At 66.9% G+C, this 26,397-nt stretch carries 21 protein-coding genes; 7 read left to right on the plus strand and 14 right to left on the minus strand.

Going from position 1 to position 26,397, the window contains the following annotated elements; all coding sequences use genetic code 11:
* Positions 1-207: 207 nt before the first annotated feature.
* The 5 genes from C6570_RS12745 to C6570_RS12765 all read right to left on the minus strand — a co-directional run bounded on the left by C6570_RS12745 (position 208) and on the right by C6570_RS12765 (position 5,323).
* The gene (locus tag C6570_RS12745) at positions 208-1,644 is read right to left on the minus strand and encodes a sodium:proton antiporter (RefSeq protein ID WP_106703555.1); all 1,437 of its coding nucleotides are present in this window, start codon (positions 1,642-1,644) and stop codon (positions 208-210) included.
* Positions 1,645-1,727: 83 nt separating this feature from the next.
* Positions 1,728-2,960: a nicotinate phosphoribosyltransferase gene (gene pncB, locus C6570_RS12750; RefSeq protein ID WP_106703556.1), complete on the minus strand. Its 1,233-nt coding sequence runs from the start codon at positions 2,958-2,960 to the stop codon at positions 1,728-1,730.
* A 225-nt stretch (positions 2,961-3,185) separates the two neighbouring features.
* Positions 3,186-3,905, minus strand: coding sequence for a nitroreductase (locus C6570_RS12755; RefSeq protein WP_106703557.1), 720 nt, complete (start codon positions 3,903-3,905; stop codon positions 3,186-3,188).
* Between the two features lie 36 nt (positions 3,906-3,941).
* Positions 3,942-4,391 (minus strand): acyl-CoA thioesterase, encoded by a 450-nt coding sequence (locus C6570_RS12760; RefSeq protein WP_106703558.1) that lies wholly within the window; start codon positions 4,389-4,391, stop codon positions 3,942-3,944.
* The gene (locus C6570_RS12765) at positions 4,388-5,323 is read right to left on the minus strand and encodes a histone deacetylase family protein (protein WP_106704680.1); all 936 of its coding nucleotides are present in this window, start codon (positions 5,321-5,323) and stop codon (positions 4,388-4,390) included. The genes C6570_RS12760 and C6570_RS12765 overlap by 4 nt, the downstream gene beginning before the upstream one ends.
* Positions 5,324-5,583: 260 nt before the next feature.
* On the opposite strand from C6570_RS12765, the gene C6570_RS12770 reads away from it, so the two are divergent.
* The 3 genes from C6570_RS12770 (at position 5,584) to C6570_RS18495 (ending at position 7,760) form a co-directional block, all read left to right on the plus strand.
* Positions 5,584-6,093: a phasin family protein gene (locus C6570_RS12770; RefSeq protein ID WP_245896483.1), complete on the plus strand. Its 510-nt coding sequence runs from the start codon at positions 5,584-5,586 to the stop codon at positions 6,091-6,093.
* A gap of 441 nt (positions 6,094-6,534) precedes the next feature.
* Entirely contained in the window at positions 6,535-7,581 is a 1,047-nt protein-coding gene (locus C6570_RS12775; protein WP_106703559.1) for an extracellular solute-binding protein, read from the plus strand.
* A 50-nt stretch (positions 7,582-7,631) separates the two neighbouring features.
* Positions 7,632-7,760: a hypothetical protein gene (locus tag C6570_RS18495; protein WP_281260826.1), complete on the plus strand. Its 129-nt coding sequence runs from the start codon at positions 7,632-7,634 to the stop codon at positions 7,758-7,760.
* A gap of 241 nt (positions 7,761-8,001) precedes the next feature.
* Here the strand turns inward: C6570_RS18495 and C6570_RS18500 are convergent, their stop codons facing one another.
* Together C6570_RS18500 and C6570_RS12785 are read right to left on the minus strand one after the other, a co-directional pair.
* On the minus strand, positions 8,002-9,543 hold the full coding sequence (locus tag C6570_RS18500; RefSeq protein WP_123812262.1) for an IPTL-CTERM sorting domain-containing protein: 1,542 nt from the start codon (positions 9,541-9,543) through the stop codon (positions 8,002-8,004).
* A gap of 411 nt (positions 9,544-9,954) precedes the next feature.
* A complete protein-coding gene (locus C6570_RS12785; protein ID WP_106703561.1) occupies positions 9,955-11,163 on the minus strand; it encodes a PQQ-dependent sugar dehydrogenase in 1,209 nt (402 codons plus the stop codon).
* A gap of 554 nt (positions 11,164-11,717) precedes the next feature.
* Here C6570_RS12785 and C6570_RS12790 point away from each other — a divergent pair.
* Positions 11,718-12,422, plus strand: a complete 705-nt coding sequence (locus C6570_RS12790) for a C40 family peptidase (protein ID WP_106703562.1) — start codon at positions 11,718-11,720, stop codon at positions 12,420-12,422.
* 158 nt (positions 12,423-12,580) lie between these two features.
* Here the strand turns inward: C6570_RS12790 and def are convergent, their stop codons facing one another.
* From def to C6570_RS12825, 7 genes are all read right to left on the minus strand, one after another.
* A complete protein-coding gene (gene def / locus C6570_RS12795) occupies positions 12,581-13,120 on the minus strand; it encodes a peptide deformylase (protein WP_106703563.1) in 540 nt (179 codons plus the stop codon).
* 3 nt (positions 13,121-13,123) lie between these two features.
* Positions 13,124-13,690: a hypothetical protein gene (locus C6570_RS12800; protein WP_106703564.1), complete on the minus strand. Its 567-nt coding sequence runs from the start codon at positions 13,688-13,690 to the stop codon at positions 13,124-13,126.
* Positions 13,691-13,828: 138 nt separating this feature from the next.
* Entirely contained in the window at positions 13,829-14,749 is a 921-nt protein-coding gene (locus C6570_RS12805) for an ROK family protein (RefSeq protein ID WP_106703565.1), read from the minus strand.
* A gap of 148 nt (positions 14,750-14,897) precedes the next feature.
* A complete protein-coding gene (gene ligA / locus C6570_RS12810; RefSeq protein WP_106704682.1) occupies positions 14,898-17,051 on the minus strand; it encodes an NAD-dependent DNA ligase LigA in 2,154 nt (717 codons plus the stop codon).
* Positions 17,052-17,105: 54 nt separating this feature from the next.
* Complete coding sequence (locus C6570_RS12815; protein ID WP_106703566.1) at positions 17,106-18,248, minus strand: cell division protein ZipA C-terminal FtsZ-binding domain-containing protein; 1,143 nt, start codon at positions 18,246-18,248, stop codon at positions 17,106-17,108.
* A 250-nt stretch (positions 18,249-18,498) separates the two neighbouring features.
* Positions 18,499-22,014 (minus strand): chromosome segregation protein SMC, encoded by a 3,516-nt coding sequence (gene smc / locus C6570_RS12820; RefSeq protein WP_106703567.1) that lies wholly within the window; start codon positions 22,012-22,014, stop codon positions 18,499-18,501.
* 269 nt (positions 22,015-22,283) lie between these two features.
* A complete protein-coding gene (locus tag C6570_RS12825; RefSeq protein WP_106703568.1) occupies positions 22,284-22,766 on the minus strand; it encodes a hypothetical protein in 483 nt (160 codons plus the stop codon).
* A gap of 252 nt (positions 22,767-23,018) precedes the next feature.
* On the opposite strand from C6570_RS12825, the gene dapC reads away from it, so the two are divergent.
* From dapC to C6570_RS12840, 3 genes are read left to right on the plus strand one after another with little or no spacing between them, the layout of a single operon-like run.
* The gene (dapC, locus tag C6570_RS12830; protein WP_106703569.1) at positions 23,019-24,224 is read left to right on the plus strand and encodes a succinyldiaminopimelate transaminase; all 1,206 of its coding nucleotides are present in this window, start codon (positions 23,019-23,021) and stop codon (positions 24,222-24,224) included.
* A gap of 8 nt (positions 24,225-24,232) precedes the next feature.
* Positions 24,233-25,066, plus strand: coding sequence for a 2,3,4,5-tetrahydropyridine-2,6-dicarboxylate N-succinyltransferase (gene dapD / locus C6570_RS12835; protein WP_106703570.1), 834 nt, complete (start codon positions 24,233-24,235; stop codon positions 25,064-25,066).
* A 51-nt stretch (positions 25,067-25,117) separates the two neighbouring features.
* Complete coding sequence (locus tag C6570_RS12840; protein ID WP_245896188.1) at positions 25,118-26,392, plus strand: PilT/PilU family type 4a pilus ATPase; 1,275 nt, start codon at positions 25,118-25,120, stop codon at positions 26,390-26,392.
* Positions 26,393-26,397 lie beyond the last annotated feature (5 nt).

Below are 26,397 nucleotides of genomic sequence, written 5' to 3' on the forward strand. Positions count from 1 at the left end.
GCGTGGCGCGCGACTGGCCGTATAAGCGCCCTACCGCGAGGGCGGGCCACCCGAACCGATCACGCCGATCGACGCTTGGCGGCTGCCCGGGTCAGCGTGCGAGGCAGCGCGGCGCTCCTCCGTGCGGATTGCGCCAGGCCATGCAACAAAACCGCCTTCAGCGCCCATCCCACCAGCGCCAGCAGCTATCTTTTTAAAACCATCTGGCTAGAAGAAAAGCCACGTCGCCACGGCGAAAAGCGGCAGCAGAACACCGCCGCTCCACGCCATGTAGCCGAAGAAGCTGGGCATCCTCACGCCCCGGTCTTCGGCCAGCGCCTTGACCATCAGGTTGGGCGCGTTGCCGATGTAGGTGTTGGCGCCCATGAAAACCGCGCCCGCGCTGATGGCGGCCAGCGTGCTGGCCAGCGGCCCCATCAGCTGCGCTGGCTCGCCCCCGGCGGTGTTGAAGAAGACGAGGTAGGTGGGCGCGTTATCCAGAAACGAGCTGAGCAGGCCGGTGGCCCAGAAGTAGGCCGCCGGGTTGGGCGTGCCGTCGGCGTGCGTCACCGCATGCACGACGGTGGCAAACGGCCCGTTCGCCCCCGCCTGCAGCATGGCGATGACGGGGATGATGGTCAAAAAGATGCCGGCAAACAGCTTGGCCACCTCTTGCATGGGCGCCCAGCCAAACTGGTTACGTTCGTGCACCGGCTTGGGCGTGAGGGCCAGCGACAGCAGCGTGACGGCGACCAGCCCCGCGTCGCGCACCAGGCTGGGCAGGCCGACCTGCGTGCCCATGATGTCGAACTCGATGCCCGGCTTCCACACGCCGCTCATCAGCACCAGCGCCACCACCACCGCCAGCAGCGCGAAGTTGATGCTGCCGTCAAAGCCGAAGCGCGTGGTGTCGGGCGTCGGGTCGGCGCGGGTCACGCCCTGCTTCTTGTAGAGGTAGCTGTCGAGCACGTAGAACAGCGCCAGCAGCGTGACCATCAAAAATGCCGTGTCGGGCAGGATGTGGCCCACCGTCCAGAAAAAGCTGACGCCCTTCAAAAAGCCCAGAAACAGCGGCGGATCGCCCAACGGCGTGAGCGAGCCGCCGATGTTGCTGACGATGAAGATGAAGAAGACCACCACGTGCGCGCAGCTCTGGCGGTTGTCGTTGGCACGGATCAGCGGGCGAATCAGCAGCATCGACGCGCCCGTGGTACCCATGAAGCTGGCCAGCAGCCCGCCGACCAGCAGAATGCCGGTGTTGAGCAGCGGCGTGCCATGCAGGTTGCCGCGGATGTAGATGCCGCCCGACACCGTGAACAGCGCCGTCAGCAGCAGGATGAAGGGGAGGTATTCGGCCAGCAGCGCATGCACCAGCCCGGCCATCGCCGTGCCCGCGCCAAACACCAGCGCGAACGGCACCAGAAACGCCAGCGCCCAGGCCGCCGCGATCTTGCCGAAGTGGTGGTGCCAGAAATGCGGCCCGGCCAGCGGCCAGATGGCGATCGACAGCAGGATGCCGGCAAACGGCACCGCCCACAGCACCGACAGCTGGCTGCCGTCCAGCGTGGCCGCCTGCGCCGGCGCGCCGGCCGTCAGCACGCCCAGCAGCAGCGCGAGGCGAAAGAACGTGGCAAGGCGGAGGCTGGAAACGCGCGGCAGGGTCATCAGGAGAATCGGTTTTTGAAGTTAAGAATGGCTCTGGCGCATGACTGGCCAGCGCGGGCAGCTATCAATAATAAAGCACTCGCCTAGCGCATGACCGGCGCCGAGCGGTTGATGGGCGTGGTGGTTGGCGGCGGTGCAGGCAGGTCGAACACCTGGCGCAGGTAGGTCAGGTAGCCCTCGTCCTCCACCATCGTCTTGCCGGGCGTGTCCGATATCTTGGCCACGGGCTGGCCGTTGCATTCGATCATCTTCAGCACAATCTGCAGCGGCTCGGGCCCCAGGTCGTTGGTGAGGTTGGTGCCCACGCCGAACGCGATCTGGATGCGGCCTTCGAAACGCTGGAACAGCTCGATGCAGCGCGGGAAATCCAGCCCGTCGCTGAACAGGATGATCTTGGTGCGCGGATCGACGCGGTTGACGCGGTAGTGCTCGATCATCCGTTCGCCCCAGCTGAAGGGGTCGCCCGAATCGTGGCGCGCGCCGTCGAACAACTTGCAGAAATACATGTCGAAGTCGCGCAGGAAGGCGTTCATGCCGTACACGTCCGACAGCGCAATGCCCAGGTCGCCCCGGTATTCCTGCGCCCATTTCTCAAAGGCGAAGACCTGGCTGTCGCGCAGGCGCGGGCCCAGCGCCTGGCTGGCCTGCAGGTATTCGTGCGCCATGGTGCCCATGGGGCGCAGCGCCAGTTCTTTGGCGAACAGCACGTTGCTGGTGCCGGTGAACTGGCTGCCCGGCGCCGTGCCCAGGCGCGCCTTCATGGTTTGCAGCACCTCGCGCTGCCAGTCGCGCGAAAAGCGCCGGCGCGTGCCGTAGTCGGCGATGCGCAGGCCTTCCAGGCCCGGCGCCTTGAGCAGCTCGAGCTTGGCGTCCAGCCGGCGGCGGCCTTCGGTGAAGTCGAAGCCCGGCTGCGTGTTGCGGTAGTACACCTCGCTGACGATGGCCAGCACCGGAATCTCGAACATGATGGTGTGCAGCCAGGGGCCGCGCACGCGGATGTCGATCTCGCCGCTCTCCAGTGGGGTGAGGGTGATGTACTTTTCGTTGAGCTTGAACAGGCCCAGAAAATCGACGAAATCGCTTTTGACGAAGCGCAGGCTGCGCATGTAGGCCAGCTCATCATCGGTGAATCGCAGCTGGCACAGCCGGCGGATCTCGTCGCGGATCTCGTCGATGTAGGGCGCCAGCTGCACGCCCGGGCTGCGGCACTTGAACTTGTACTGCACCTGCGCGCCCGGAAACTGGTGCAGCACCGCCTGCATCATGGTGAACTTGTACAGATCGGTGTCGAGCAGGCTCTGGATGATGCCGGACATGCTTTGTCTCACTCCTTGGGTGGCGCCCTCAAAAGCGCTTCAGACAGTGTAGCGCCCCGCCCGCGCCCAGTGGGCGTGAAGTGCCTTTTTCGCGGCTGGCTGCCGAGCGCCGTGGCCGCCGCGCTGCCCGCTTCAACGAACCTGAGCAAAGAACATCAAAATTGATAGCTGCCCGCGCAATACCCACCAGCGCTGGCGGCCGATTTGGCCAACAAACTCAGCAGCCTAGCCCAGCCAGCGGGTAAAGCCCTCGACCGGTTCGCGCGGCGTGCTGTAGGTGTTGATCAGCGCGGCGGGGTCGGCCCAGCCCAGCGCCATGCCGCACACCAGCATCTCGTTCGGCCCTGCGCCGATCAGCGGCAGCACGATGCTGGAAAACGGGTTCCACGCACCCTGCGCACAGGTGTGCAGGCCGCGCGCGCGGGCGGCCAGCATGATGTTCTGGATGAACATGCCGTAGTCCACCAGGCTGCCCTGGCCCATGGCGCGGTCGAGCGTGAACATCAGCGCCACGGGTGCGCCGAACAGGCGGTAATTCTGGTGATGCTGGGCGTACATCTTGTCGGTGTCGCCCTTCTGGATGCCCAGCAGGCCGTACAGCGACCAGCCGTTGTGGCGGCGGCGGCTGAGGTACGGCTCGACCCATTGGCGGGGGTAGTAGTCGTAGGCCTCGCGGTATTTGTCGGCGCGCTCGGGGTGGTCGCGTATCTCGTCGTGTGCGGCGCTCATCTGGCGCACCAGCTCGTCGCGCCGGTCGCCCTGCAGCACGTACACGCGCCAGGGCTGGGCGTTGGTGCCGCTGGGCGCGCGGCTGGCCACGCGCAGGATGTGCGTCAGCAGCTCACGCGGCACGGGCGTGGGCAGGAAGGCGCGCACCGAATAGCGGTTTTCGATGGCCGCGTCCACGCTGCCCGGGTCGGCGATGGGGGCGTTCAGCTGATCCACGGGTGCCCTGCTTTTGGGAGCGCCGCTGCGCTGCTGCTAGCCGTTGACGAGCAGCGGCGCCAGCACGGCTTTGAGCGCATCGGGCAGCGGCACCGGGCGCTGCGTGGCGCGGTCGACGTAGACGTGCACGAAGTGCCCGCGCGCGGCGGTGGTGGCGCCGTCTTCGGCAAACAGGCCCACTTCATAGCGCACGCTGGACGAGCCCATGTGCGCCACGCGAATGCCCGCCACCACGTTCTGCGGGAAAGCCAGCGGCGCGAAGTAGTGGCACTGCGTTTCAACGACGAAACCGATGGTGCTGCCGCCCCCCGTGTCCAGCGCGCCGTGCTCGATCAGGTGCGCATTCACCGCCGTGTCGAACCAGCTGTAGTAGATGACGTTGTTGACGTGGCCGTACTGGTCGTTGTCCATCCAGCGGGTGGTGATGGTGCGAAAGACGCGGTAGGCGTCGCGCGGCTCGGCTTGGGGGCGTGCGGGCGTGTTCATCGCGCGCCATTCTGCCAGCGGCGCAATGCGGCCAAGGCCACGCCGAAGGTGTGCATCTGCACCTGTACGGTGGTGGCCAGGTCGTGTCCGTAGCCGCCGCCCATGCACAGCGCCACGGGCAGGCGGCGGCGCCAGGCCCAGTCAAAAACGCGCTCATCGCGGGCCTGCATGCCGCGGTCGGTCAGCTTCAGGCGGCCCAGGCGGTCGCCCTCGTGGGCGTCGGCACCGGCCAGGTAGATAACCAGTTGCGGGTCAAAGCGCTGGGCCAGCTGCGCCAGCGCTTCGTCCAGCGCGCGCAGGTAATCGGCGTCGCCGGTGCCGTCCGGCAGGCCGACGTCGAGGTCGCCGGCCACTTTGCGAAAGGGGAAGTTTTTGTCGCCGTGTACGCTCAAGGTGAACACGCAAGCATCGTCCGCAAAAATGCTGGCGGTACCGTTGCCCTGGTGCACGTCCAGATCAATCACCGCCACGCGCGCCGTGGGGGCGCTAGGTTGGCGTCGCCGGGCATCGGCCTGGAACACACGCGCCGCGACGGCCACGTCGTTGAATACGCAGAAGCCGCCACCGCTGTCGGCGCTGGCGTGGTGGGTGCCACCCGCGAGGTTGGCGGCCACGCCGTCGCTGAGCGCCGCGCGCACCGCCGCGACAGTGGCACCCACCGATCGGCGCGCGCGGTCGACCATCGCCTCGCTCCAGGGAAATCCGATCTCGCGCTGCGCGGCGGCCGTCAGCGTGCCTTGGCTGACGGCACCGATGTAGTGCGCGCTGTGCACCAAGGCGAGCATCTCGTCGCTGGCCGGCTCGGCCGGAACCTGCTGCAGCGCGGGCAGCTCGGCCGCCAGCCGGGCGCGCAGGCGCTCGTACTTCTCGATGGGGAAACGATGGCCCTCTGGCAGGGGCAAGGTGACGCGCGTGGAATAGAAACCCTGCATGGCCAAGAAACTGAATGAGAGGCTGCGGCACGCTGCCGGTCAACCCACCTTGTAAGCGTTTTAGAAAAGCGCACCTAAAAATGCTGCGATGCACCAAACGCTATTGCAATCGCTTGCAGCGCACCTAGAATTCAAACCATGCTGCAGCGCAACAAAGACGCACCGAGGCAGCTTTAAAAAAGTAGTTCTTTCCACCCATTGTCCAGGAGATTTTGAAAGTGCTGACCCCCGAGCAACTCGTCGCTTCCCAAAAAGCCAACATGGAAACGCTGTACGGCCTGACCGCCAAAGCCTTCGAAGGCGTTGAAAAACTGGTCGAGTTGAACCTGCAAGCCACCAAGGCCGCGCTGAGCGAATCCGCCACCCACACTCAGGCCCTGCTGTCTGTCAAAGACGCGCAAGAGCTGCTGGCCCTGCAAGCCGGCCTGTTCCAGCCCCTGGCCGAGAAAGCCGCTGCTTACAGCCGCCACCTGTACGACATCGCTTCAGGCACCAGCGCCGAATTCGGCAAAGCCTTTGAAGGCAAAGTCGCTGAAGGCCAGGCCCAGTTCGCCGCACTGGTGGACAACGCTGCCAAAAACGCTCCCGCCGGTTCTGAAACCGCTGTGGCCGTGATGAAAAGCGCCGTGGCCGCTGCCAACAACGCTTTCGAATCGGTTCAAAAAGCCGTGAAACAAGCGTCCGACGTGGCTGAAGCCAATTTTGCCGCCGTGACGACCAGCGCCACCAACGCCGCCAAATCGGCCAGCGCTGCTGCCAAAAAACGCTAAGCCTTCGGGCTGAGTGATCTGGCTGCCCTGGTGGCAAGCCAGATCGCCCAAGCGAAAGTGCTTGGCCAGCGCACCTGCTGGCCAAGCCGCCACAGCCAAGCCCACCGCCTGCGCGGGTTTGGCTGTGGCGGGACACCCTCCCGCTGACCGCTTGTCTCCTCGGGTCCTTTGGAAACCATTGGTTCAGGATCCCTTCAAGGGCCGATCATCCGATCGGCCTTTTTTTGTTTGCGCGCTTGGCTGAGGCCGCGCGCCGGGTCCTGACGCACGCGCTTTGGGCGAAAGGCCAAGCATCAGCCCTGCCCCACCGTCAGCCGGTGCCCGGCGCACCTCACGACTGAGAACGATTCTCGTTTTGGCTATCATTGGCGGCGATGCTCGCCCCTAGCGGGCGCAGCGCGTTACCCCCACCCTTTCCCCATTCCAGAAGGACAAGCCCTTATGAAGAAGCACGTGGCCCTTGCCGTTGTGGCGGCCAGCCTGTTTGGCGGCGCCGCCAGCGCCCAGCAGCAGGTTCTCAACCTGTATTCGGCGCGCCACTACAGCACGGATGAAGCGCTGTACAACGACTTCACCAAGGCCACCGGCATCAAGATCAACCGCGTGGACGCGGACGACGCCGGCATCATCGCGCGCCTGAAGGCCGAGGGTGCCGCTTCGCCCGCCGACGTGATCCTGCTGGTGGATGCCGCCCGCCTTTGGCGCGGCGAGCAGGACGGCCTGTTCCTGCCGATCAAATCCAAGGCGCTGGAAGACGCCATTCCCGCCAGCCTGCACGGCGCAGCCACGGCTGATGGCGGCATCCCTTGGTATGGCTTTTCTACCCGTGCGCGCGTGATCGTGTACGACAAGGTCAAGGTCAAGCGCGAGGACGTCGACACCTACGAAAAGCTGGCCGACCCCAAGAACAAAGGCAAGCTGTGCATTCGCAGCGGCTCGCACCCCTACAACCTGAGCCTGTTTGGCGCCGTGATGGAGCACATCGGCCCCGAGAAAACCGAAGCCTGGCTCAAAGGCATGGTGGACAACATGGCGCGCCCACCCAAGGGCGGCGACACCGACCAGATCAAGGGCGTGGCGTCTGGCGAATGCCAGATCGCCGTGACCAACAGCTACTACCTGGCGCGCATGATGCGCTCCAACGCCCCGGAAGACCGCGCGGTGACCGAGCGCGTGGCCGTCGTCTTCCCGAACCAGCAAAGCTGGGGCACGCACGTGAACATCGCCGGCGCTGCCGTGGCCAAGCACACCAAGCACCCGGACGTGGCCATCAAGTTCATGGAATACCTGGCCAGCCCGTCGGCCCAGCAGTACTTTGCCAACGGCAACAACGAATGGCCCGTGGCCAAGGGCGTGACCACCAACAACCCGGCGCTCAAGTCCATGACGGGCGGCGGCACGTTCAAGTACGAAACCATCCCCATCAGCGCCGTGGGCGCCAACCAGGTCAAGGTGCAGCAGATGCTGGACCGCGTGGGCTTCAAGTAAGCATGCCTTGCGCGCCACCGGCCGTTCGAGTGACGGCCTGGTGGCGGACCATGAACGCGGCCCAGGGCCGCGTTTTTTTGTGCCCGGCCGCGCTCGGCGTCGCTGCGGAGGCGCCTGGCCTTCGGGACCGGATCGGACTTCAGCCCTACAGCCGCCTGCGCGGCAAGCTCCTGATCTGAGAGCAAACTGGCACTTGGAGCTTGCCGCCCCAAGGGCGTCGGCCTGTCACCGCCCTTCCCGGCCTCGCTCGTCTGAAATGAAGGCCAAATCGGGGCCTAGCGCTACAGCCACCTGCGCGAGCAGCTCCTCTTTTGGAAGCGCCAGCTCACCATCCGCAGGCAAAAAAACACCCGCCAGCTGAACAGCTTCGCGGGTGTGTCGGCAGCCAGACGATGCCTGGCTACGCGGTCGGCGCGGCGATCAGCTGGCGCGGCCCTTGCGCAGGCCGCGTGCCGCGAAGCCGGCCAGGCCCAGCGACATCAGCAGCAGGCCCCACTCGCCCACCGTCGGCACGGCGACCGCGGTCGCCGTCGGCGTGGCCGTCACCGCAGGCCCCACGGGGGTGGTGCGGCCACCGGTGAGGTTGATCTGCAGCGTGCAGCTGTATGGCGTGCCGTTGGTCAGGCCCGTCATGGTGTAGGGCAAGGTCACCGGGTTGGGGATCGGCGTGGGCGGCGTGGGCGTGCAAACCGCGACGTAGTCGACGACGTCCGCTGCATTGATGCCAGGCGGCAGCGTCGCAGGCGGCCTGATGACGATTTGCGCGTCACCGGGCATCAGCACCGGCGATACCACCGGCAGGGGCGCTGCCATCGGCGTGGCCGTGTCCGTCTGGGGCAGCGTGGTGCGGCCGTCGGTCAGGTGCGCCTGCAGCGTGCAGTCGTAGGCCGCGCCGTTGGTCAGGCCCGACACCGTCAGCGGCAAGCCGGTCGGGTTGGCGATGACCGCCGCTGCCGCGGGGGCTGGCGCGGTGCAGGTGAGGGTGTAGTTCGTCACGTCCGCGGCCGTGATGCTCGGCGGCAGGTTGGGGGTGACCGTGATCGTGCCGTCCCCCGGCGCCAGCACCGGCGGCACGACCACGAGGTTGGGGGTAAACGTCACGGTACCGGCCGTGCCATCGATGCCGCCCGGGGTGTTGGTGCCGTTGCTGCCTGCCGCGCCAGCCCCGCCCGCGCCGCCGCCAGCCGGCGCGCTGGTCACCAGGGTCATGCCGGTGGAATAGCAGGAGCCGCCAGCGCCACCAGGCGTGGACTGGGTATTGCCGTCAAAGCCTGCCTCGCCGGGAGCGCCCTCCGCACCCATGTAGCCACCGCCGCCACCACCGCCGCCGCCACCGCCGTTGTTGAGCTGCGCAGCACGCGTGCCCGTGCCCGCGGCACCGTCGGCGCCCACGCCTGGGGTTGCGCATGCTGCTGTTCCTCCAACCGCTGCGGCGCCGGGCGTGCCTGCGCCGCCGCCTTGGTTCCAACTGCCGCCGCCGCCGCCGCCGCCACCACCGGCACGCGCCGTCAGGCCATTGACGGTGATGGACGTCGCGCCGCCACCGCCGCCGCCACCGCCGCTGGCGCTGCCCGGATCTGGCGGGTTGGTGCTCAGGTTGGCTAGCGGCGCGTCGCCGCCCTTGCCGCCGCCACCCGAGCCGGCGCCACCCGCTCCACCGGCCATGCCGGCGGAAGGGTTGAGCCACGTCGCACCACCGGCGCCGGCCGCGCCTTCGGTATAGGTCACCACATCACCGGGGTTGACCGGGATGCTGACCGTGAGTGAAGCGCCCGGGCCACCCGTGCCGCCGGGGCCGCTGGCGTCCGAGCCACCACCGCCGCCGCCCGCGCCGGTCAGGGTGACGGTCAATTCGGTCGTGCCGGGCGGAACGGTGTAGGTTTGTGCCTGTGCCGCTGCCAGGGCACCCAGGCCCATGGCGGCCAGTGCCGCGGATCGAATCAGTCGTTGGTAAGCAGTCATGCCCTGGGGCCCCTCTGTTGTCAGGTATCGAACCATTGTGTTTGACCTGGCAGTATAGGTTGTGCACCCAAAAGGAGAGCAGATCGCCACCGTCGGGCAGACGAATGGCGCACTTGTTGGCGGTCAGCGTGGCAGCCAGTCAACAAACCGAGGCCATTTGGCGTCACCGGTCGCCTGGGTGACCCGCATTCAGGGGAGCCTCGTGCCGGGCCAATGCGCGCGTTCGCGCACCGACCGGCCCGCGGGCAGCACCCCTGGCGCGGTGTCAGCCCGCCGCGCCAGATGGTCCGGACGCTCCGCCATGCCCTCCCGGCAGACTGCTCCGGTGCGACCGCCCCTTACCGCCAAGCATGAAATCAAGCGCTGGCGCTACATCCACCTGCGCGACCAGCTACCCTATCCATAGCAACTTCAAGGCTGAGGCTGCAGCCGCACCAGCTTGCCCATGGGGCTGTCGGTCAGCACATAGAGCAGCCCATCCGGGCCCTGGCGCACGTCGCGGATTCGGCCCAGGTCTTGCAGCAGTTGGTGTTCGGCCACGACCTTTCCGTCCTTCAGCTCGATGCGGTCGAGGTACTGGAACTTGAGCGAGCCGACGAACAGGTTGCCCTTCCAGGCCGGCCCGTATTTGTCGCTGGCCAGAAACGCCATGCCGGACGGCGCGATCGACGGCGTCCAGTGGTGCAGCGGCGGCTCCAGCCCCGGTTTGACGCTGCTGCCGTCACCGATCTGGCTCCCGTCGTAGTTGACGCCAAAGCTGACCAGCGGCCAGCCGTAGTTTTTGCCCGGCTGCGGCAGATTGATCTCGTCGCCGCCCTGGGCGCCGTGTTCGTGCTGCCACAAACGACCGTCGGGGCCCATGGTCGCGCCCTGGCTGTTGCGGTGGCCGTAGCTCCAGATCTCCGGCAGCGCGCCCGCCTTGCCGACGAAGGGGTTGTCCTTGGGCGCGCCGCCGTCCTTGCCCACGCGCACGATCTTGCCCAGGTGGTTGTCGAGCTTTTGCGCGTCGTCGCGGCGCGAGAAGCGGTCGCCCAGGGTGAGGAACAGCGTGCCGTCGGGCTTGCCGTCCACCCGGCGTTCGACCACGCGGCAGCCGAAATGCGCCGTGCTGCTGACCTTGGGCTGCTGGCTGAACAGCACTTTCACGTCCTCCAGCCGCTGGCGGTCCGCCGACAGGCGTGCGCTGGCCAGGGCGGTGCTGTTGGTGGTGCCTTGGCCGGGCTCGCTGTAGCAGAAGTAGAGCGTGCGGTTGCGGGCGAAATCGCTGTCGGTCACCACGTCCAGCAGTCCGCCCTGCCCGCCTGCCACCACTTCGGGCAGGCCTTGCACGGGCGGCTGCAGCTTGCCATCGGCATCGACCACGCGCAGGCGCCCCGGCCGCTCGGTCACCAGAAAACGCCCTTCGGGCAGAAAGGCCACGGCCCAGGGGTGCTGAAGGCCGGTGGCGACGGTCTGCGCGGTGACGGACGGGCTGGCCGCCGACGGCGCAGGCACAGGCACAGGCACAGGCACAGGCACAGGCGCTTGCGCCAGCACGGCAGAGGCGCTGAGGCAAACGCTGGCCGCTATCACTATTAGTCTGATAGCTGTCGGCGCTGGTGGGGTAAGCGGTAGGGCCATATTTCTCTCCTGATACAGCGGTGCAGCACGTGGCCAACCGCAGGCATTCACCATAACCCGACCAGCGCCCGCCCACCAGGCGCGCCCTGGTGCCTGGCCCCACGCCAGACGCTATCGATCTCGGGCGGGTGCAAGCGGAGGCTCCGCGCCACGGTATTCAAGAATCGCATGGGGCGGTGGACTGATCGAGATCGCCAGGGGAAAAGACGTCGCCAAGCCCGGGTGTCAACGCGCTTCAATTCGTAAACCATTGATTCACAATGAGTTTCACCCCAGCGCAATGAAGAAGACGCGCCACGCATCTGTTGAAAGCCAGCACCACCGGCCGCGCCTGCCGCCGCTCACGCCGGAACAAATCCACAGGCGATCGGGCAAACCCTGAACGATTTACAGGGTTATAAGGACATGGGGGCAAGAACTTGTCCTACACTACGCCGGCAGTTGTTTAACACAGCTGTAACACCAAAGATTTCGATTGCAACCCTTTGTCTAGGGTTGCATCCGCTCCCCCAGGCAAACCCTCCGGCGCCTGACACGCGCCGCTGATCGGATCCATGTCCAAATCCTTTGTTGCTTCATTGATTTTTCTGGCCGCCAGCCTGCCGGCCTTCGCCGCTCCCCAGGACGATCTGGACAAGCTGCTGGCGCAAAAGGGCCTCATGGCCCGTCTGGGCGACACCATTCAGCAAGCCACCGACCGCGCGGGCGATCTCGTCTCCCACGCCATGCAGTCGCTGGGCGTGCCTTACAAGCTGGGTGGCACTTCCGCAGAAACCGGGTTTGATTGCAGCGGCTTTGTCCGCGCGATGTACCAGCAAACCGTGGGCCTGATGCTGCCGCGGACCTCGGCCGAACAAGCCGCCGCCACCAGCCGCATCGAAAAAACCGACCTGAAGCCCGGCGATCTGGTCTTTTTCAACACCTTGCGTCGCACCAACAGCCACGTGGGCATCTACGTGGGCGACGGCAAATTCATTCATTCGCCGCGCACCGGTTCTCAAGTGCGGGTGGAAAGCATGAACATCAGCTATTGGCAGCGCCGCTTCGACGGCGCCCGCCGCGTGCTGCCCACGGGCGAGAGCGACAGCACCGCCAGCGTGTCTGCCCAGGCCAGCTCCTCCAGCGTGATCGACCGCCCGTCGCTTGCGCCGCGCAGCGTGCGCCTGGGGGGCACCTTTGGCAAGTCGAGCGCCCCTTCTGCATCCGCGCCGGCGGCCGTGGAATCGGTTTTGCGCCCAAGCAGCGGCGACAGCATCTGATTGAGGGTGGAAGGGCCAGTCAAAACGGGCTCTTCCAAAATCATCGGGCCCTTCGGGGCCCTTTTTTTTGCTTTCGACGAATCGCCCCCGAGGGGGCGGCCGGGCTGTTCAGCCTAGGTGGCGCGGAACCATCCAGCCATAGCGCAAGGCAACCAGCCTCAATCGTCTTCCACCGCGGCGCGCCCCGGAAAGAGCACATCGGTGAACCCGAAGCGGGTGAAGTCGCGCACCCGCATGGGGTAAAGCTTGCCGATCAGGTGGTCGCACTCGTGCTGGACCACGCGCGCGTGAAAGCCTTCCACCTCGCGGTCGATCGGGTCGCCGTACAGGTCGAACCCGCAGTAGTGAATGCGCCGCCAGCGCGGCACCACGCCGCGCAAGCCGGGCACGGAAAGGCAGCCCTCCCAATCTTCCTCTTCCTCGTCGCCCAGAGGGGTGATGACGGGGTTGCACAGCACGGTGCGCGGCACGGGCGCGGCATCGGGGTAGCGCGGGTTGGACTGGCCGGTGCCAAAGATGACGACCTGCAAATCCACGCCGATCTGGGGCGCGGCCAAACCCGCGCCGTTGACGGCGTTCATGGTTTCGAACATGTCGGCCGTCAGCTGGTGCAGCTGGGGTGTATCAAAGGCCTGCACGGGCTGGGCGATGCGCAGCAGGCGCGAATCGCCCATCTTCAGGATGTCGTAGACCGCCATGACTCAGGGGTTAGCAGGTGTGCCGCCACGGCGGTCAATGCCCATGCCCGTTGCGCCAAACCCGCGGCCAGGGCCAGGGGCGATGCCCCCGCCGGGCATCGGCGGGCGGGGCAGAATCTGCGGCGGAATGGGCGGACGTGGCATCGGTGGCACTGCGCCGCCGGGCGGCCGGCCGCTCCAGCCATTGCCGCCCCAGTTGCCGCCATTGCCGCGCCAGCCATTGCCTCGCCAGCCGTTGTCGCCGCGCCAACCACGGTTGTCACGCCAACGGTCGTTGCCGCGCCAATGGCCATTCGACCCGCCGTAGATGCCAAGGGACACAGCGGGCCCGTAGTACGGCGTGCCGTAGTAGTAAGGCGCGCCGTAGTAGTTGCCGTACGCCGGGGCGTTGTAATAGTAGGGCGTGCCGTAGGCGCCATCGGTGTAGACCATCGGTGCGCCCACGTCGTAACCATCCACTGGCGCCACCACGCAGCCGCCCAGTACCGCCAGCACCGTGGCCGCACCCAGAAGCCCGAGCCGACGAAGGCCCGCGCCGTGAATAACAGGTGTTGAACATTGAACTGCCATGTTCGCTTCTCCTTGTAAGAGCGGGCCAGGCGAGGTTCTTTAAGAAATGCGCCCAACCCATGGCGCCAGGGCAAGCGCCTGACGCAGGTTCAGTCTATACAACGCTCGTAGAAGCCGCCGCGCCGACGCGGGTTCACCCTATGCCGGGCCGGCGCTCAGCCACGCGGCGCCACGCACGCCTGACGAATCGCCGTGGCGCGCCGGACGCAACTCGGTATGGATCACGTCACTGAACACGTAGGGGCGCCACAGCTCGGGCACAAGGGTGTACAGCGCCCGGGCATTGCTCATGCCGCCACCCAGCACGATCACGTCCGGGTCCAGCACGTTGATGATCTGGGCCAGCGCCCGCGCCAGGCGATCGGCGTAGCGCGCCAGACTGGCGCGGGCGACCGGTTCACCGGCATCCGCGGCCGCCACGATGGCGCTGGCGTCGGCCCCCTGCCCTGCGTGGCAGCGGTGGTCGGCAAGCAGGCCCGGGCCGCTCAAGAATTGCTCCAAGCAGCCATCGCGACCGCACCAACAGCGCGGGGCCAACTCTTGCGCATCGGCGTGTGGCAAGGGGTTGTGCCCCCATTCACCTGCGACGCCATTGCGCCCGGCCAATACGCGGCCATGCACCGCCAGACCCGCCCCCACGCCAGTGCCAAGAATGGCTGCGAACACCACGTCGGCCCCAGCGCCCGCACCATCGGTGGCTTCGGACAAGGCCAGGCAATTGGCGTCGTTGGTCAGGCGCACGGGGCGGCCCAGAAGGGCTTGCAGGTCGTCACCCAGCGCCTGCCCGTTCAACGCGGTGGAATTGGCGTTGCGCACCCGGCCCGTCAGGGGCGACAAGCTGCCGGGAATGCCCACGCCCAGCGGCAAGCCAGCCCGGCCCAATTCGGCTTCGGCCGCCAGCACAAGGGAATGGATGGCCGCCAAGGTGCCGGCGTAGTCGCCTTGCGGCGTTGCGACGCGCCGGCGCAACGCAAACTGGCCTTGCCCATCCAGGGCGGCAATTTCAATCTTGGTGCCGCCCAGGTCCACGCCCAGCAGCCAATCGTCACGTTCAAGCATGGAGGCAGACTATGCCGCATGAGGCGCAGCGCTTGGCCTGCGTGCCCCACCGATCTCCGCCCCGCCGATGCGCAGGCAGCCCGGGCTGACTCAACATCTCAGCCACTGCGCTGCGTCTGCAGCCGCCACGGGCGCCCTCGCCTGCCCGCTACTTGGCGTCGACCAGCAGCGCCTGCATCTGCGCCTCGTCGATCACCGGCACGCCCAGCTCGCGCGCCTTGTCCAGCTTGCTACCGGCTTCTTCACCGGCCACGACGTAGCTGGTTTTCTTGCTGACGCTGCCTGCCACCTTGGCGCCTTGGGCCTCCAGCAAAGCCTTGGCTTCATCGCGGCTGAGGGTGGGCAGTGTGCCCGTCAGCACAAAAGTCTTTCCAGCCAGTGGCAGCGTGGCGCCGGCTGCAGGCTCTGCCTCGGGCCAGGTCACGCCCACGGCGCGCAGCTGCTCGACCACCTCGCGGTTGTGCGGCTGGGCGAAAAAGGTGTGGATGCTGTCGGCCACCACGGGGCCCACGTCGGGCACCTGCAGCAGCTGATCGGCGCTGGCGGCCATGACCGCGTCCAGCTTGCCGAAATGGCGCGCCAGATCCTTCGCGGTGCTTTCGCCCACGTGGCGGATGCCCAGCGCGTACAGAAAGCGCGCCAGCGTGGTCTGCTTCGATTTGTCTAGCGCGGCAATCAGGTTCTGCGCGGACTTTTCGGCCATGCGGTCCAGCGCGGCCAGCGCCACGAAGCCCATTCGGTACACGTCGGGCAAGGTGCGCACCACGTTGCCGTCGACAAGCTGCTCGACCAGCTTGTCGCCCAGGCCTTCGATGTCCATGGCGCGGCGGCTGGCAAAGTGCAGCAGCGCCTGTTTGCGCTGCGCGGGGCAGAACAGGCCGCCGGTGCAGCGGTGATCGGCTTCGCCCTCCTCGCGCACCACGTCGCTGCCGCATACCGGGCAGTGCGTGGGCATGGTGAATTCGGCCGCGCCTGGCACACGCTTGTCTGGCAGCACCGAGACCACTTCGGGAATCACGTCGCCCGCGCGGCGCACCACCACGGTGTCGCCCACGCGCACATCCTTGCGGCGTGCCTCCAGCTCGTTGTGCAACGTAGCGTTGGTCACGGTCACGCCGCCCACGAACACCGGCGCCAGCTTGGCCACGGGCGTCAGCTTGCCGGTGCGGCCCACTTGCACGTCAATGGCCTGCACCGTGGTCAGTTGCTCTTGCGCCGGGTATTTGTGCGCCACGGCCCAGCGCGGCTCGCGGGTGACAAAGCCCAGCTCGCGCTGCAGCGGCAGGCTGTCGACCTTGTAAACCACGCCGTCAATGTCAAACGGCAGCGCGTCACGCTGCGCTGCTACGTCGGCGTGAAACGCTATCAAATCCGAAGCGCCTTGCGCTTGTCTGGCGAGCGCTGAGACCGGAAATCCCCATGACTTCAGCGCCTGCAACACCTGCCAGTGGGTTTGAAAATCAGGCCCGCCCTGTGCCGCCGGGGCGACTTCGCCCAGACCGTAGGCGTAGAAGCTCAGGGGCCGCTGCGCGGCAGCCGCTGGGTCCAGTTGGCGCACCGCACCGGCCGCCGCGTTGCGCGGGTTGACGAAGGTCTTGGCCTTGTCGCCCGCCGCCATGCGGGTGCGCATGCGCTCGTTCAGCGCCTCGAAGTCGTCGCGGCGCATGTAGACCTCACCGCGCACCTCCAGCACGGGCGGAATGGCGGGCGCGCCAGGGCCGACGTGCAGCGTCAGCGGGATCTGCCGGATGGTGCGGATGTTGTGGGTGACATCCTCGCCCGTCTCGCCATCGCCGCGCGTGGCGGCCTGCACCAGCACGCCGTTTTCATAGCGCAGGTTCATGGCCAGGCCGTCGAACTTGGGCTCGGCGACGTAGGCGGTGGGCTGGCCCGCCAGGATGGCCTGCGCCTCAGCGCCCAGCGGTGCGGCGCGAAAACGCTCGTCGGTGGCTTTCAGCAGCGTGCGGCGTTGTTCGCTGGCCAGGTAGTCGCGCACGCGCTGGTCGAAAGTGACGGCGCCTTGCGGCGTGGTGTCGGTTTCGGTGCGGATGCTGAGCATGGGCACGGCGTGGCGTACGGGCTGCAGGCTGGCCAGCACCGCGCCGCCCACGCGCTGGGTGGGCGAATCGGGCGTGCGCAATTCGGGGTGGGCGGCCTCCAACGCCTGCAGTTGCTGGAACAGGCGGTCGTACTCGGCGTCGGGCAGCTCCGGCGCGTCGAGCGTGTAGTACTGGTGCGCGGCGCGGTGGAGGGCGGCGCGCAATTCGGCCGCTTGCGTGGCCACGTCTGCTTTTGAATTCATAGCGGCCTGCGCTGGTTGCATCAGGGCCGGTGCCCTGAAAGGCTTAGGAACACGTCAACTGAACAGGCGGCGCGCCTGCGCCGAGCCCGCTGCCAGGTCATGCCCGTCCAGCGTGTCGTACAGGCGGGTGAGGTCGGCGCCGATGGTGTCGATCATCTCGCTGCGCAGCATCTGCCCCGCGTCGTCGGTGATCACGCCATCCATCGCCTCGGCCAGCGTGAAGGCCGCGTCGCGCAGGCGCGCGAAGGGCTGCTCTTCGCGGTGCACCTGTGGCACGTCCAGGTTCAGCGTGATTTCGGTGATGGCGGTGTGCGCCGGGTCTTCGGCCAGGGCTGCCTGGGCGTCGAAGCTGAGGTCCAGCACCGGCGGCAGGCCGGGCTCGCTGGAAGGCAGCACCATGCGCCCGGGCAGTGCACCGGGCACGAAACCCAGGCGCGCGGCCTGTTGCTGTACGAAGCCGGGGCTCCAGGCGGCGCCGTGGGCGCGCAGGGTGAAGCCCAGTTGCGCGTCGTGCTGGCTGGCGAACTGGTCCAGCTCGCGGGCGCGGGCCACCTCATGCAGCATGTCGGGCAAGTCGGCCGCGCCACCCAGCGCGTCGGCAAAGCGCTCGGTCTGCACGGCGAAATCGGAGTATTCGATCTCGTTCAGCGCACCAGTGCGATTGGCCAGCTGCACACCGGCGCGCAATTCGTTGTAGCGGCGGCCGGGGGCGGGCGGCTCCCACTCGCCCGTGGCCTCGCTTTGGCCTTCGACCAGAAAGCGCTTGCTGCCTACGCGGCGCGTGGTCGGCAGCGCGGCCAGCACGGCGTCGCCCGACACCACCCGGCCGTCCAATGCGATGGGGGCGATCACATCGATCAGCGCATCCAGGTGCGGGGTGCGATCTGGCAAGGGCAGCATGCCCAGCGTGGTGGTGCTGACGAAATCGGCCGGCGCAGCGCCCGAGGGGGCAAAGTCGGCGCGCGGCGGCACGGGGGTGCGCAGCTCGCCATCCAGCACGGGCTCGGTGCGGTCTTCGGACAGGGGCACGCCGTCGATTGTTGGCTCGGCGCGCTCGCGCTGCTCGGCCCGTGGCGGCTGTGTGTCGGGTTGCGCCTGGCGCGGCTCATTGCGGCGCGCGTTCCAGGTGTTGTAGGCGATCACACCCCCCAGAACCAGCCCGCCGGCCACCGCCAAACCCACTTGCAAAGAACTCATTTTCTTGTGGCTCCCTTGGCCGACAAAGTTTCCGTCCATCGACCCTGCTTGGCGCCCGGGCCGAGCCCGCCGCCGCGTATCAAAGTCCAGCCGTACCCGGCATACCGCGAAGCCAGTGGCCGCGGAGCAGGCCATGTCAGCAAACGCCGTTCCCGGACCTGCGCCGGGAAGTGGCGTTGTCCCCCTGCCCGAAGCGCGTCAGCGCGAAGAGAGCGGGGGGAAGGCGCCGTAGGCGACTCAGGGCAGCTTCTCATGTCTCCGCCATGCCCACGGCCGACTCCATATCGACCGCCACGATGCGCGACACGCCCTGCTCCTGCATGGTGACGCCGATCAGCTGCTCGGCCATCTCCATCGCGATCTTGTTGTGGCTGATGAAGAGGAACTGCGTGCCCTGCCCGCTCATCTTGGTGACCAGCTTGGCATAGCGCTCGGTGTTGGCGTCGTCCAGCGGCGCATCCACCTCGTCCAGCAAACAGAACGGCGCGGGGTTGAGCTGGAAGATGGCAAACACCAGCGCGATGGCGGTCAGCGCCTTCTCGCCACCCGACAGCAGGTGGATGGTCTGGTTCTTCTTGCCCGGCGGCTGCGCCATCACCTGCACGCCGGAATCCAGAATCTCTTCGCCGGTCATCACCAGCTTGGCCTGCCCGCCGCCGAACAGCTCAGGGAACATCCGGCCAAAGTGCTCGTTGACGGTGTTGAAAGTGTTGCCCAGCAGGTCGCGCGTCTCGCCGTCGATTTTCTTGATGGCGTCTTCCAGCGTGGTCATCGCCTCGGTCAGGTCGGCCGATTGAGCGTCCAGGAAGGTCTTGCGCTCGCGTGCGGTGGTCAACTCGTCGAGTGCGGCCAGGTTGACGGCGCCCAGCGCCTGCACTTCGCGGTGCAGGCGGTCGATTTCGCCTTGCAGGCCGGTCAGCCGCACGTTGCCTTCGTCGATGGAACGGGCCACCGCATCCAGATCGGCCTCGGCGTCGGTCAACAGCTGGGTGTACTGCTCAGTGCCCAGGCGCGCGGCCTGCTCTTTCAGCTGGAAATCGGTGATGCGCTGGCGCAGCGGGTCCAGCTCGCGCTCCAGCGACAAGCGCTTTTCGTCGGACGCGCGCAGCTTGGCGGTCAGATCGTCGTAGATGCTGCGCTGAGCGCCCAGCGCCTGTTCGCGCTCCAGCTTGAGCGACAGCGCGGCCTGCAGCCCCGCCTGGGCGGCGGCGTCGGTCAGGCGCGTCAGTTCTTCGCTGGCGCGCTGCTGTTCGGCTTCGATGCTGGCGCTCTGGCTGGCAGCGGTATCGATGGTGCGGGCGAGCTCGGCGCGGCGCGCTTCCAGGCTGCGCTGGGCGAAGGTGGCTTCCTGCGCCTGCCGCTCCAGCGCGCGTTGCTGCTCGCGCGCCTCGGCCAGTTTCCGCTCGGCCTCGATGACGCGCTCGTCCAGCTGGGCGTGGCGCTCTTGCGTGTCGGCCAGCTGCATGTCCAGCTCTTCAAAGCGCGCTTCGGCGGTCACGCGGCGCTCTTGCAGCTCTTCCAGGCCGGCATCCACCTCGGCCAGATCGCCGGCGATCTGCTCGCTGCGTGCGCGCGTCTGCTCGGCCAGCTGCGTCAGGCGCAGGGTTTCAACCTGCAGCTCGTGCGCGCGCTGCTGGGCTTCTCCGGCTTCGCGGCGCGAACCCACGAGGCGCTGCGACGCATCGCTGTACGCCGCCTCGGCCCTGACCAGCGCGCTGCGCGCTTCTTCGCTGATCAGCTGTTGGGCGCGCAGCTGCTTTTCCAGGTTCTCGATTTCTTGCGCACGCGCCAGCAGGCCGGCCTGCTCGGAATCGGGCGCGTAGAAGCTGACGCTGTTCGCGCTGACGCCGTGCCCACTGGCCACGTAAATCACCTCGCCGGCTTGCAGCTGGCCGCGCTGCGCCAGCGCTTCTTCCAGCGACGGCGCCGTGTAGCAGCCCGCCAGCCAGTCGCTCAGCAAGGCTTTTTGGCTGGCGTCGTGCAGGCGCAGCAGATCGGCCAGGCGGGGCAGCGCGCCGCTGCTTTCGGCAGGCGCACCGCTGGGTGGGCTGTAAAAGGCCAGCTTGGCCGGCGGCGCGTCGTTGGCGAAGGCCTTGACCGTTTCGATGCGGCCCACTTCGAGAGCGGCCATACGCTCGCGCAGCGCGGCTTCGAGGGCGTTTTCCCAGCCCGGCTCGACGTGGATTCGACTCCACAGGCCTTGCAAGCCGTCCAGTCCGTGCTTTTTCAGCCAGGGTTGCAGCTTGCCGTCGGTCTTGACCTTGTCTTGCAGCGTTTTGAGGGCGTCCAGCCGCGCCGACAAATCGCTTTGCCGCGCGGTCTCAGTGTTCACCGCCTGTTGCGCGGTGCGGCGGGCTTCGTCCAGTTGCGGCACGCTGTCTTGCAGCTCTTGCAGGCGCGCGTCGGCCACTTCGTGCGCCTCTTGGGCGGCCGCCAGTTGTTCTTGCAGGTTGAGCAAACGCTGCTCGTCTGGGGCGGCCAGGGCGTTCTTATCGGTGGAAAGCCGCTCGCGCCGCTGGTTCAGCTGGCGCGATTGCTCTTCCATGCCGCGCTGCTCGGCCGCCAGCACCTGAATCTGCTGCTGCACCTGCGCGACGGCGCTGCGCTGCTCGGTGGACTGCGCCTGCGCACGGCGCAGCGCGTCTTCCAGGTCAGGCAAGGCTTGCTGCTGCTCTTCCAGCTGCGCCGCCAGGGTGATCTGCTGGTCTTCCGCCTCGACGGCGTTGGCGGCCAGGTTTTCGATTTCTGCTTCAGCCTCTGCCTTGCGCTCGGCCCACTGGGCCAGTTGCTCTTTGAGCTGCAGCGTGCGCTGCTCGGCGCGCTGGCGGCCTTCGACGACGAAGCGGATCTCCGCCTCCAGCCGGCCCACCTCGGCACTGGCCTCGTACAGCAGGCCCTGCGCGCGGTTGACCTGATCGCCGGCCGCGTAATGGCCTTGGCGCACGGCCTCCAGATCGGCTTCGATGTGGCGCAGGTCGGCCACGCGCGATTCGAGGTCGTTGACGGCCTTTTCCGCCTCGGCTTTGAGCCTGACCTGCCCCTCTTCAGCCTCGGCGCGCTTCAAAAACCATAGCTGGTTCTGCTTGAGCGACGCCGACGCCTGCATGCTTTGGTACCGCTGGGCAACTTCCGCCTGCTTTTCGAGCTTGTCCAGGTTGGTGTTCAGCTCGCGCAGGATGTCTTCCACCCGCGTGAGGTTTTCGCGCGTATCCGACAGGCGGTTTTCCGTCTCGCGGCGGCGTTCCTTGTATTTGCTGACGCCCGCAGCCTCTTCCAGAAACAGCCGAAGCTCTTCGGGCCGGCTTTCAATGATGCGGCTGATGGTGCCCTGGCCGATGATGGCGTAGGCGCGGGGCCCAAGGCCGGTGCCGAGGAACACGTCCTGCACATCGCGCCGGCGCACCGGCTGGTTGTTGATGTAGTAGCTGCTGGTACCGTCGCGCGTCAGCACGCGCTTGACGGAAATCTCGGTGAATTGGCTCCACTGGCCGCCGGCGCGGTGGTCGGCGTTGTCAAAGACCAGCTCGACCGACGAACGGCTGGCCGGCTTGCGGTTGGTGGTGCCGTTGAAGATGACGTCCTGCATGGATTCGCCACGCAGCTCGGACGCCTTCGATTCGCCCAGCACCCAGCGCACCGCGTCCATGATGTTGGACTTGCCGCAGCCATTGGGCCCCACCACGCCGACCAGCTGCCCGGGCAGCATGAAATTGGTGGGCTCGGCAAAGGACTTGAAGCCCGAAAGCTTGATCGAGTTGAGTCGCACTGGCGCGCAGCCCGCACGGGGCGCAGTAAGGGTCGGGGCAAACCACCAATGATACCGTGCAGGTGCCCCCAGGCGGACCAACGGCAGGCCCAGCTACACCCTGTTTCGCACTGCCGGCTTCATCAAAATTGATAGCTGCCAGCGCTGGCGCATGCTGCGCCAGGGCCCGATTTGATACACAAAACGCAACGGCGCGGGGCCGGTATGGTGCAGCCCCAAGGGGCCACACCGCCCGGCGCCCCGCGCCGTTGCGTCAGCTCGGGTGCCGATCAGGCGCCGCAGGCCTTGCCGTGAGAGGCGTGGAAGCCCTTCGCCTTGGCGTCGGCTTCGCTCATGTATTCGCCCTTCTTGGTCTTGCCGAAGAACTTATCACCGGCGCAGTGGTAGACCTTGGTGGAGTCGTTGGCCCACACCTGGCCAGGAGCCGCACCGGCAGCAAGCATCGACGCCGTAGCGGGCGCGGTTTTGGTCAGGCCTTTGGCGGGTGCGGCAGGGGCAGCGGGTGCAGCCGATGCGGCGGCCACCGGTGCGGCGGGGGCGGCGCCACCGGCAGCAGCGGCTGTGACTTTTTTGTCTACACCGCCGTGGCCGCGGCAGGCGCCGCTCATCTTGGCGCCTTCAAAGGGCGTGCCATCTTTGCAAACGGCGTGCACGGTGGCCGCGCCGGTCGTGGCGGGGGCAGCGGCGCCTTGGGCCCAGGCTGCGCCTGAACAAACTACAGCGGCGGCAACGAAAAGCGGTGCAAATTTCATGACGATGACTCGATTGGGGGCGCATGAAAACACATGCATGGCCCTCCAACGCGGGCCAACCAGCCGGGGATGACGCCGGAAGCTGAAGGCATTCTTAAACCCCATATGCTTCGGGGCACGCGCAGCTTTTTCGCATCGCCTAAGCCGTTTGAGCTGCGCCTTGCGGCCGTGCCCGCGTTCGGCCGTGTCACCGCCAGGGTGCGCAAGCCGCCAAGCCAGCCGCCCCTGCGCCCGGCGCCATAATCAGGCGCCATGAACCCCTTGCTCTCCCAGCTGCAACCCTACCCTTTCGAGCGGCTGCGCAAATTGTTCGAGGGCGTCACGCCCAACCCGGCCTACCGTCCCATCAGCCTGGGCATTGGCGAGCCGAAACACGCCACGCCGCAATTCATCCAGGATGCGCTGGCGGCCGACCTGGCCACGGGGCTTTCGGGTTACCCGCCGACGGCCGGTACACCTGCCCTGCGCGAAGCCTGCGCGGGATGGCTCCAACGCCGCTACGGGGTGGCTGTGGACGCAGCCACTCAAGTCATCCCGGTACTGGGTTCGCGCGAGGCGCTGTTCTCGCTGGCGCAAACAGTGATCGACCCCACGCGGCCGGGCGCCACCGTGGTCTGCCCCAACCCGTTCTACCAAATCTACGAAGGCGCGGCGCTGCTGGCCGGTGCGCAAACACACTACGTGGCCAGCGACCCGGCGCGCAACTTCGCACCACGTTGGGACCAGGTGCCCGATGAGGTTTGGGCCCGCACGCAGCTGGTGTACGTGTGTTCACCCGGCAACCCCACGGGCGCGGTGATGCCTCTGGAGGAATGGCAGCTGCTGTTTGAGCTGAGCGACCGCCACGGCTTTGTCATCGCGTCCGACGAGTGCTACAGCGAGATTTACTTCCAGGGCGAGCCGCCCCTGGGTGGCCTGCAGGCCGCAATGGCGCTGGGCCGCACCGATTTCCGCCGGCTGGTCATGCTGACCAGCCTGTCCAAGCGCAGCAACGTGCCGGGGATGCGCTCGGGCTTCGTAGCGGGCGACGCCCAGGTCATCAAGCCATTCCTGCTGTACCGCACCTACCACGGCAGCGCCATGAGCCCCGTGGTGGCCACCGCCAGCATCGCGGCCTGGGGCGACGAAACCCATGTGGAAGACAACCGCCGCCAGTACCGCGAGAAGTTTGCGCGCGTGACGCCCATGCTGGAATCGGTGATGGACGTGCGCCTGCCCGACGCGGCCTTCTACCTCTGGGCCGGCGTGCCCGCGGCGTGGAATAGTTCCGACACCGACTTCGCCCGTGAGCTGCTCGCTCAATACAATGTGACGGTTTTGCCCGGCAGCTACCTCGCGCGCGACGCGGGCGGCGCCAATCCGGGCCGGGGCCGCGTGCGCATGGCGCTGGTCGCCGACACCGACGAATGCGTGGAGGCCGCCGAGCGCATCGTCCAGTTCATCCAATCCAAAGCCTGAATCCAGACATGACCCAAGCACTGCAACAAACCATCGACGCCGCGTGGGAAAACCGCGCCGACCTCTCGCCCGTCACCGCATCCGCCGAAGTCGCGAGCGCCGTCGAGCAGGTGATCGCCCAGCTGAACAACGGCCAGCTGCGCGTGGCCACCCGCGAAGGCGTGGGCCAGTGGACGGTGCATCAGTGGATCAAGAAGGCCGTGCTGCTGTCTTTCCGCCTCAAGGGCAATGAAACCATCCGCGCGGGCGAGCTGGCCTTCTTCGACAAGGTGCAAACCAAGTTTTCCGATCTGGACGAGGCGGCCATGCGCGCCTCGGGCGTGCGCGTGGTGCCGCCCGCCGTGGCGCGCCACGGCAGCTACATCGGCAACGGCGCCGTGCTGATGCCCAGCTACGTGAACATCGGCGCCTACGTGGGCGAAGGCACCATGGTCGACACCTGGGCCACCGTGGGCAGCTGCGCCCAGATCGGCAAGAACGTGCACCTGTCTGGTGGCGTAGGCATCGGCGGCGTGCTGGAGCCGCTGCAGGCCGGCCCCACCATCATTGAAGACAACTGCTTCATCGGCGCGCGCTCAGAAGTGGTCGAAGGCGTGATCGTCGAAGAAAACTCGGTGCTGGGCATGGGCGTGTACCTGGGCCAGAGCACCCCGATCTTCAACCGCGAAACCGGCGAGATCAGCTACGGCCGCGTGCCCTCCGGCAGCGTGGTGGTCAGCGGCAACCTGCCCAAGAAAACCGCCGGCGGCCAGGACTACAGCATGTACGCCGCCATCATCGTCAAGACCGTGGACGCGCAAACGCGCAGCAAGACCAGCATCAACGACCTGCTGCGCCCCTGAGCGCCGCACCGCTGACCCGCACATCCGAACGCCAGAGCCAAAGGAAGCCCCATGCCCGCCGCACCGCAATCGATGATGGAACGCATCCTGTACCTGATGGCCGAGAAGCAGGCTTCGGATGTGTACCTTTCCGCGCACGCACCGGCCACCATCAAGATCAACGGCGTGTGCCACCCGATCAACACGCAGCTGTTGCCGCCCGAGGCGGTGATGAATCTGCTGATCGACGTGGTGCCGCCCAACCGCATCGAAGAGCTGCGTGAGAGCGGCGAGCTGAACATGGCGCTGCCCATCGAAGGCGTGGGCAACTTCCGTCTGTCGGCCATGCGCCAGCGCGGCACTTACGCCGCGGTGATCCGCTTCATCAGCCCCCATATTCCGCCGTTCGACTCGCTGAACCTGCCGCCCGTGCTGAAGACTCTGGTGATGGAAAAGCGCGGCCTGATCCTGATGGTGGGGGCCACCGGCGCCGGCAAATCCACTTCGCTCGCTTCGATGCTGGACCACCGCAACCGGCTGGTTTCGGGCCACATCCTGACGATCGAAGACCCGATCGAATATGTGTTCACCAACCGCAAGTCGCTGATCAACCAGCGCGAGGTGGGCACCGACACCGGCGCCTTGCAGACCGGCCTGAAGAATGCGCTGCGCCAGGCGCCCGACGTGATCATGATCGGCGAGATTCGCGACCGCGAAACGATGTCCTCGGCCATCGCCTACGCACAGTCGGGCCACCTGTGCCTGGCCACGCTGCACGCCAACAACAGCTACCAGGCGCTCAACCGCATCTTGAGCTTCTACCCGGTTGAAGTGCGGCCTACCCTGCTGGGGGATTTGGCCTCGGCGCTCAAATCCATCGTGTCGCAGCGCCTGGTGCGCACGGTGGACGGCGGGCGCACACCCGCGGTCGAGGTGATGCTGAACACCAAGCTGGTGGCCGACCTGATCGAGAAGAGCGATTTCTCCGGCGTGAAGGAAGCCATGGACAACTCCATCGCCGAAGGCTCTCAAACCTTCGAGCATGACCTGGCGCGCCTCATCAATGCGGGCCGTGTGGAGCGTCAGGAAGGCCTGGTGCACGCCGATTCGCCCACCAACCTGCTCTGGCGCCTGCAGAACGACACGGCCCGCGTGACGGCCAACAAGCCGCAGGAAGAGGAAGCCGTCAGCAACGAGCCCTCTTTCACCGAAATCACGCTGGACGTGCCTGCCATGAACCGGCGCAGCTTTGCGCGCACCGGCTACGGCGACAGCGGTTTCAGCCAATCGGGCTACTCCGACTCCAAGCTCGGCGGTTTTACCGACTCGCGCCTGGGCGGCGGTTGATCGGC

It is taken from the genome of Ottowia oryzae, assembly GCF_003008535.1.
Taxonomy (GTDB): domain Bacteria; phylum Pseudomonadota; class Gammaproteobacteria; order Burkholderiales; family Burkholderiaceae_C; genus Ottowia; species Ottowia oryzae.

Bases quoted from the DNA above. Each gene is read 5' to 3' on its own strand.
- C6570_RS12745 (WP_106703555.1), bottom strand. From the start codon at position 1,644: ATGACCCTGCCGCGCGTTTCCAGCCTCCGCCTTGCCACGTTCTTTCGC.
- pncB (WP_106703556.1), bottom strand. From the start codon at position 2,960: ATGTCCGGCATCATCCAGAGCCTGCTCGACACCGATCTGTACAAGTTC.
- C6570_RS12760 (WP_106703558.1), bottom strand. From the start codon at position 4,391: ATGAACACGCCCGCACGCCCCCAAGCCGAGCCGCGCGACGCCTACCGC.
- C6570_RS12765 (WP_106704680.1), bottom strand. From the start codon at position 5,323: ATGCAGGGTTTCTATTCCACGCGCGTCACCTTGCCCCTGCCAGAGGGC.
- C6570_RS12770 (WP_245896483.1), top strand. From the start codon at position 5,584: ATGGAAACGCTGTACGGCCTGACCGCCAAAGCCTTCGAAGGCGTTGAA.
- C6570_RS12775 (WP_106703559.1), top strand. From the start codon at position 6,535: ATGAAGAAGCACGTGGCCCTTGCCGTTGTGGCGGCCAGCCTGTTTGGC.
- C6570_RS18495 (WP_281260826.1), top strand. From the start codon at position 7,632: ATGAACGCGGCCCAGGGCCGCGTTTTTTTGTGCCCGGCCGCGCTCGGC.
- C6570_RS18500 (WP_123812262.1), bottom strand. From the start codon at position 9,543: ATGACTGCTTACCAACGACTGATTCGATCCGCGGCACTGGCCGCCATG.
- C6570_RS12785 (WP_106703561.1), bottom strand. From the start codon at position 11,163: ATGGCCCTACCGCTTACCCCACCAGCGCCGACAGCTATCAGACTAATA.
- C6570_RS12790 (WP_106703562.1), top strand. From the start codon at position 11,718: ATGTCCAAATCCTTTGTTGCTTCATTGATTTTTCTGGCCGCCAGCCTG.
- def (WP_106703563.1), bottom strand. From the start codon at position 13,120: ATGGCGGTCTACGACATCCTGAAGATGGGCGATTCGCGCCTGCTGCGC.
- C6570_RS12800 (WP_106703564.1), bottom strand. From the start codon at position 13,690: ATGGCAGTTCAATGTTCAACACCTGTTATTCACGGCGCGGGCCTTCGT.
- C6570_RS12805 (WP_106703565.1), bottom strand. From the start codon at position 14,749: ATGCTTGAACGTGACGATTGGCTGCTGGGCGTGGACCTGGGCGGCACC.
- ligA (WP_106704682.1), bottom strand. From the start codon at position 17,051: ATGAATTCAAAAGCAGACGTGGCCACGCAAGCGGCCGAATTGCGCGCC.
- C6570_RS12815 (WP_106703566.1), bottom strand. From the start codon at position 18,248: ATGAGTTCTTTGCAAGTGGGTTTGGCGGTGGCCGGCGGGCTGGTTCTG.
- C6570_RS12825 (WP_106703568.1), bottom strand. From the start codon at position 22,766: ATGAAATTTGCACCGCTTTTCGTTGCCGCCGCTGTAGTTTGTTCAGGC.
- dapC (WP_106703569.1), top strand. From the start codon at position 23,019: ATGAACCCCTTGCTCTCCCAGCTGCAACCCTACCCTTTCGAGCGGCTG.
- dapD (WP_106703570.1), top strand. From the start codon at position 24,233: ATGACCCAAGCACTGCAACAAACCATCGACGCCGCGTGGGAAAACCGC.
- C6570_RS12840 (WP_245896188.1), top strand. From the start codon at position 25,118: ATGCCCGCCGCACCGCAATCGATGATGGAACGCATCCTGTACCTGATG.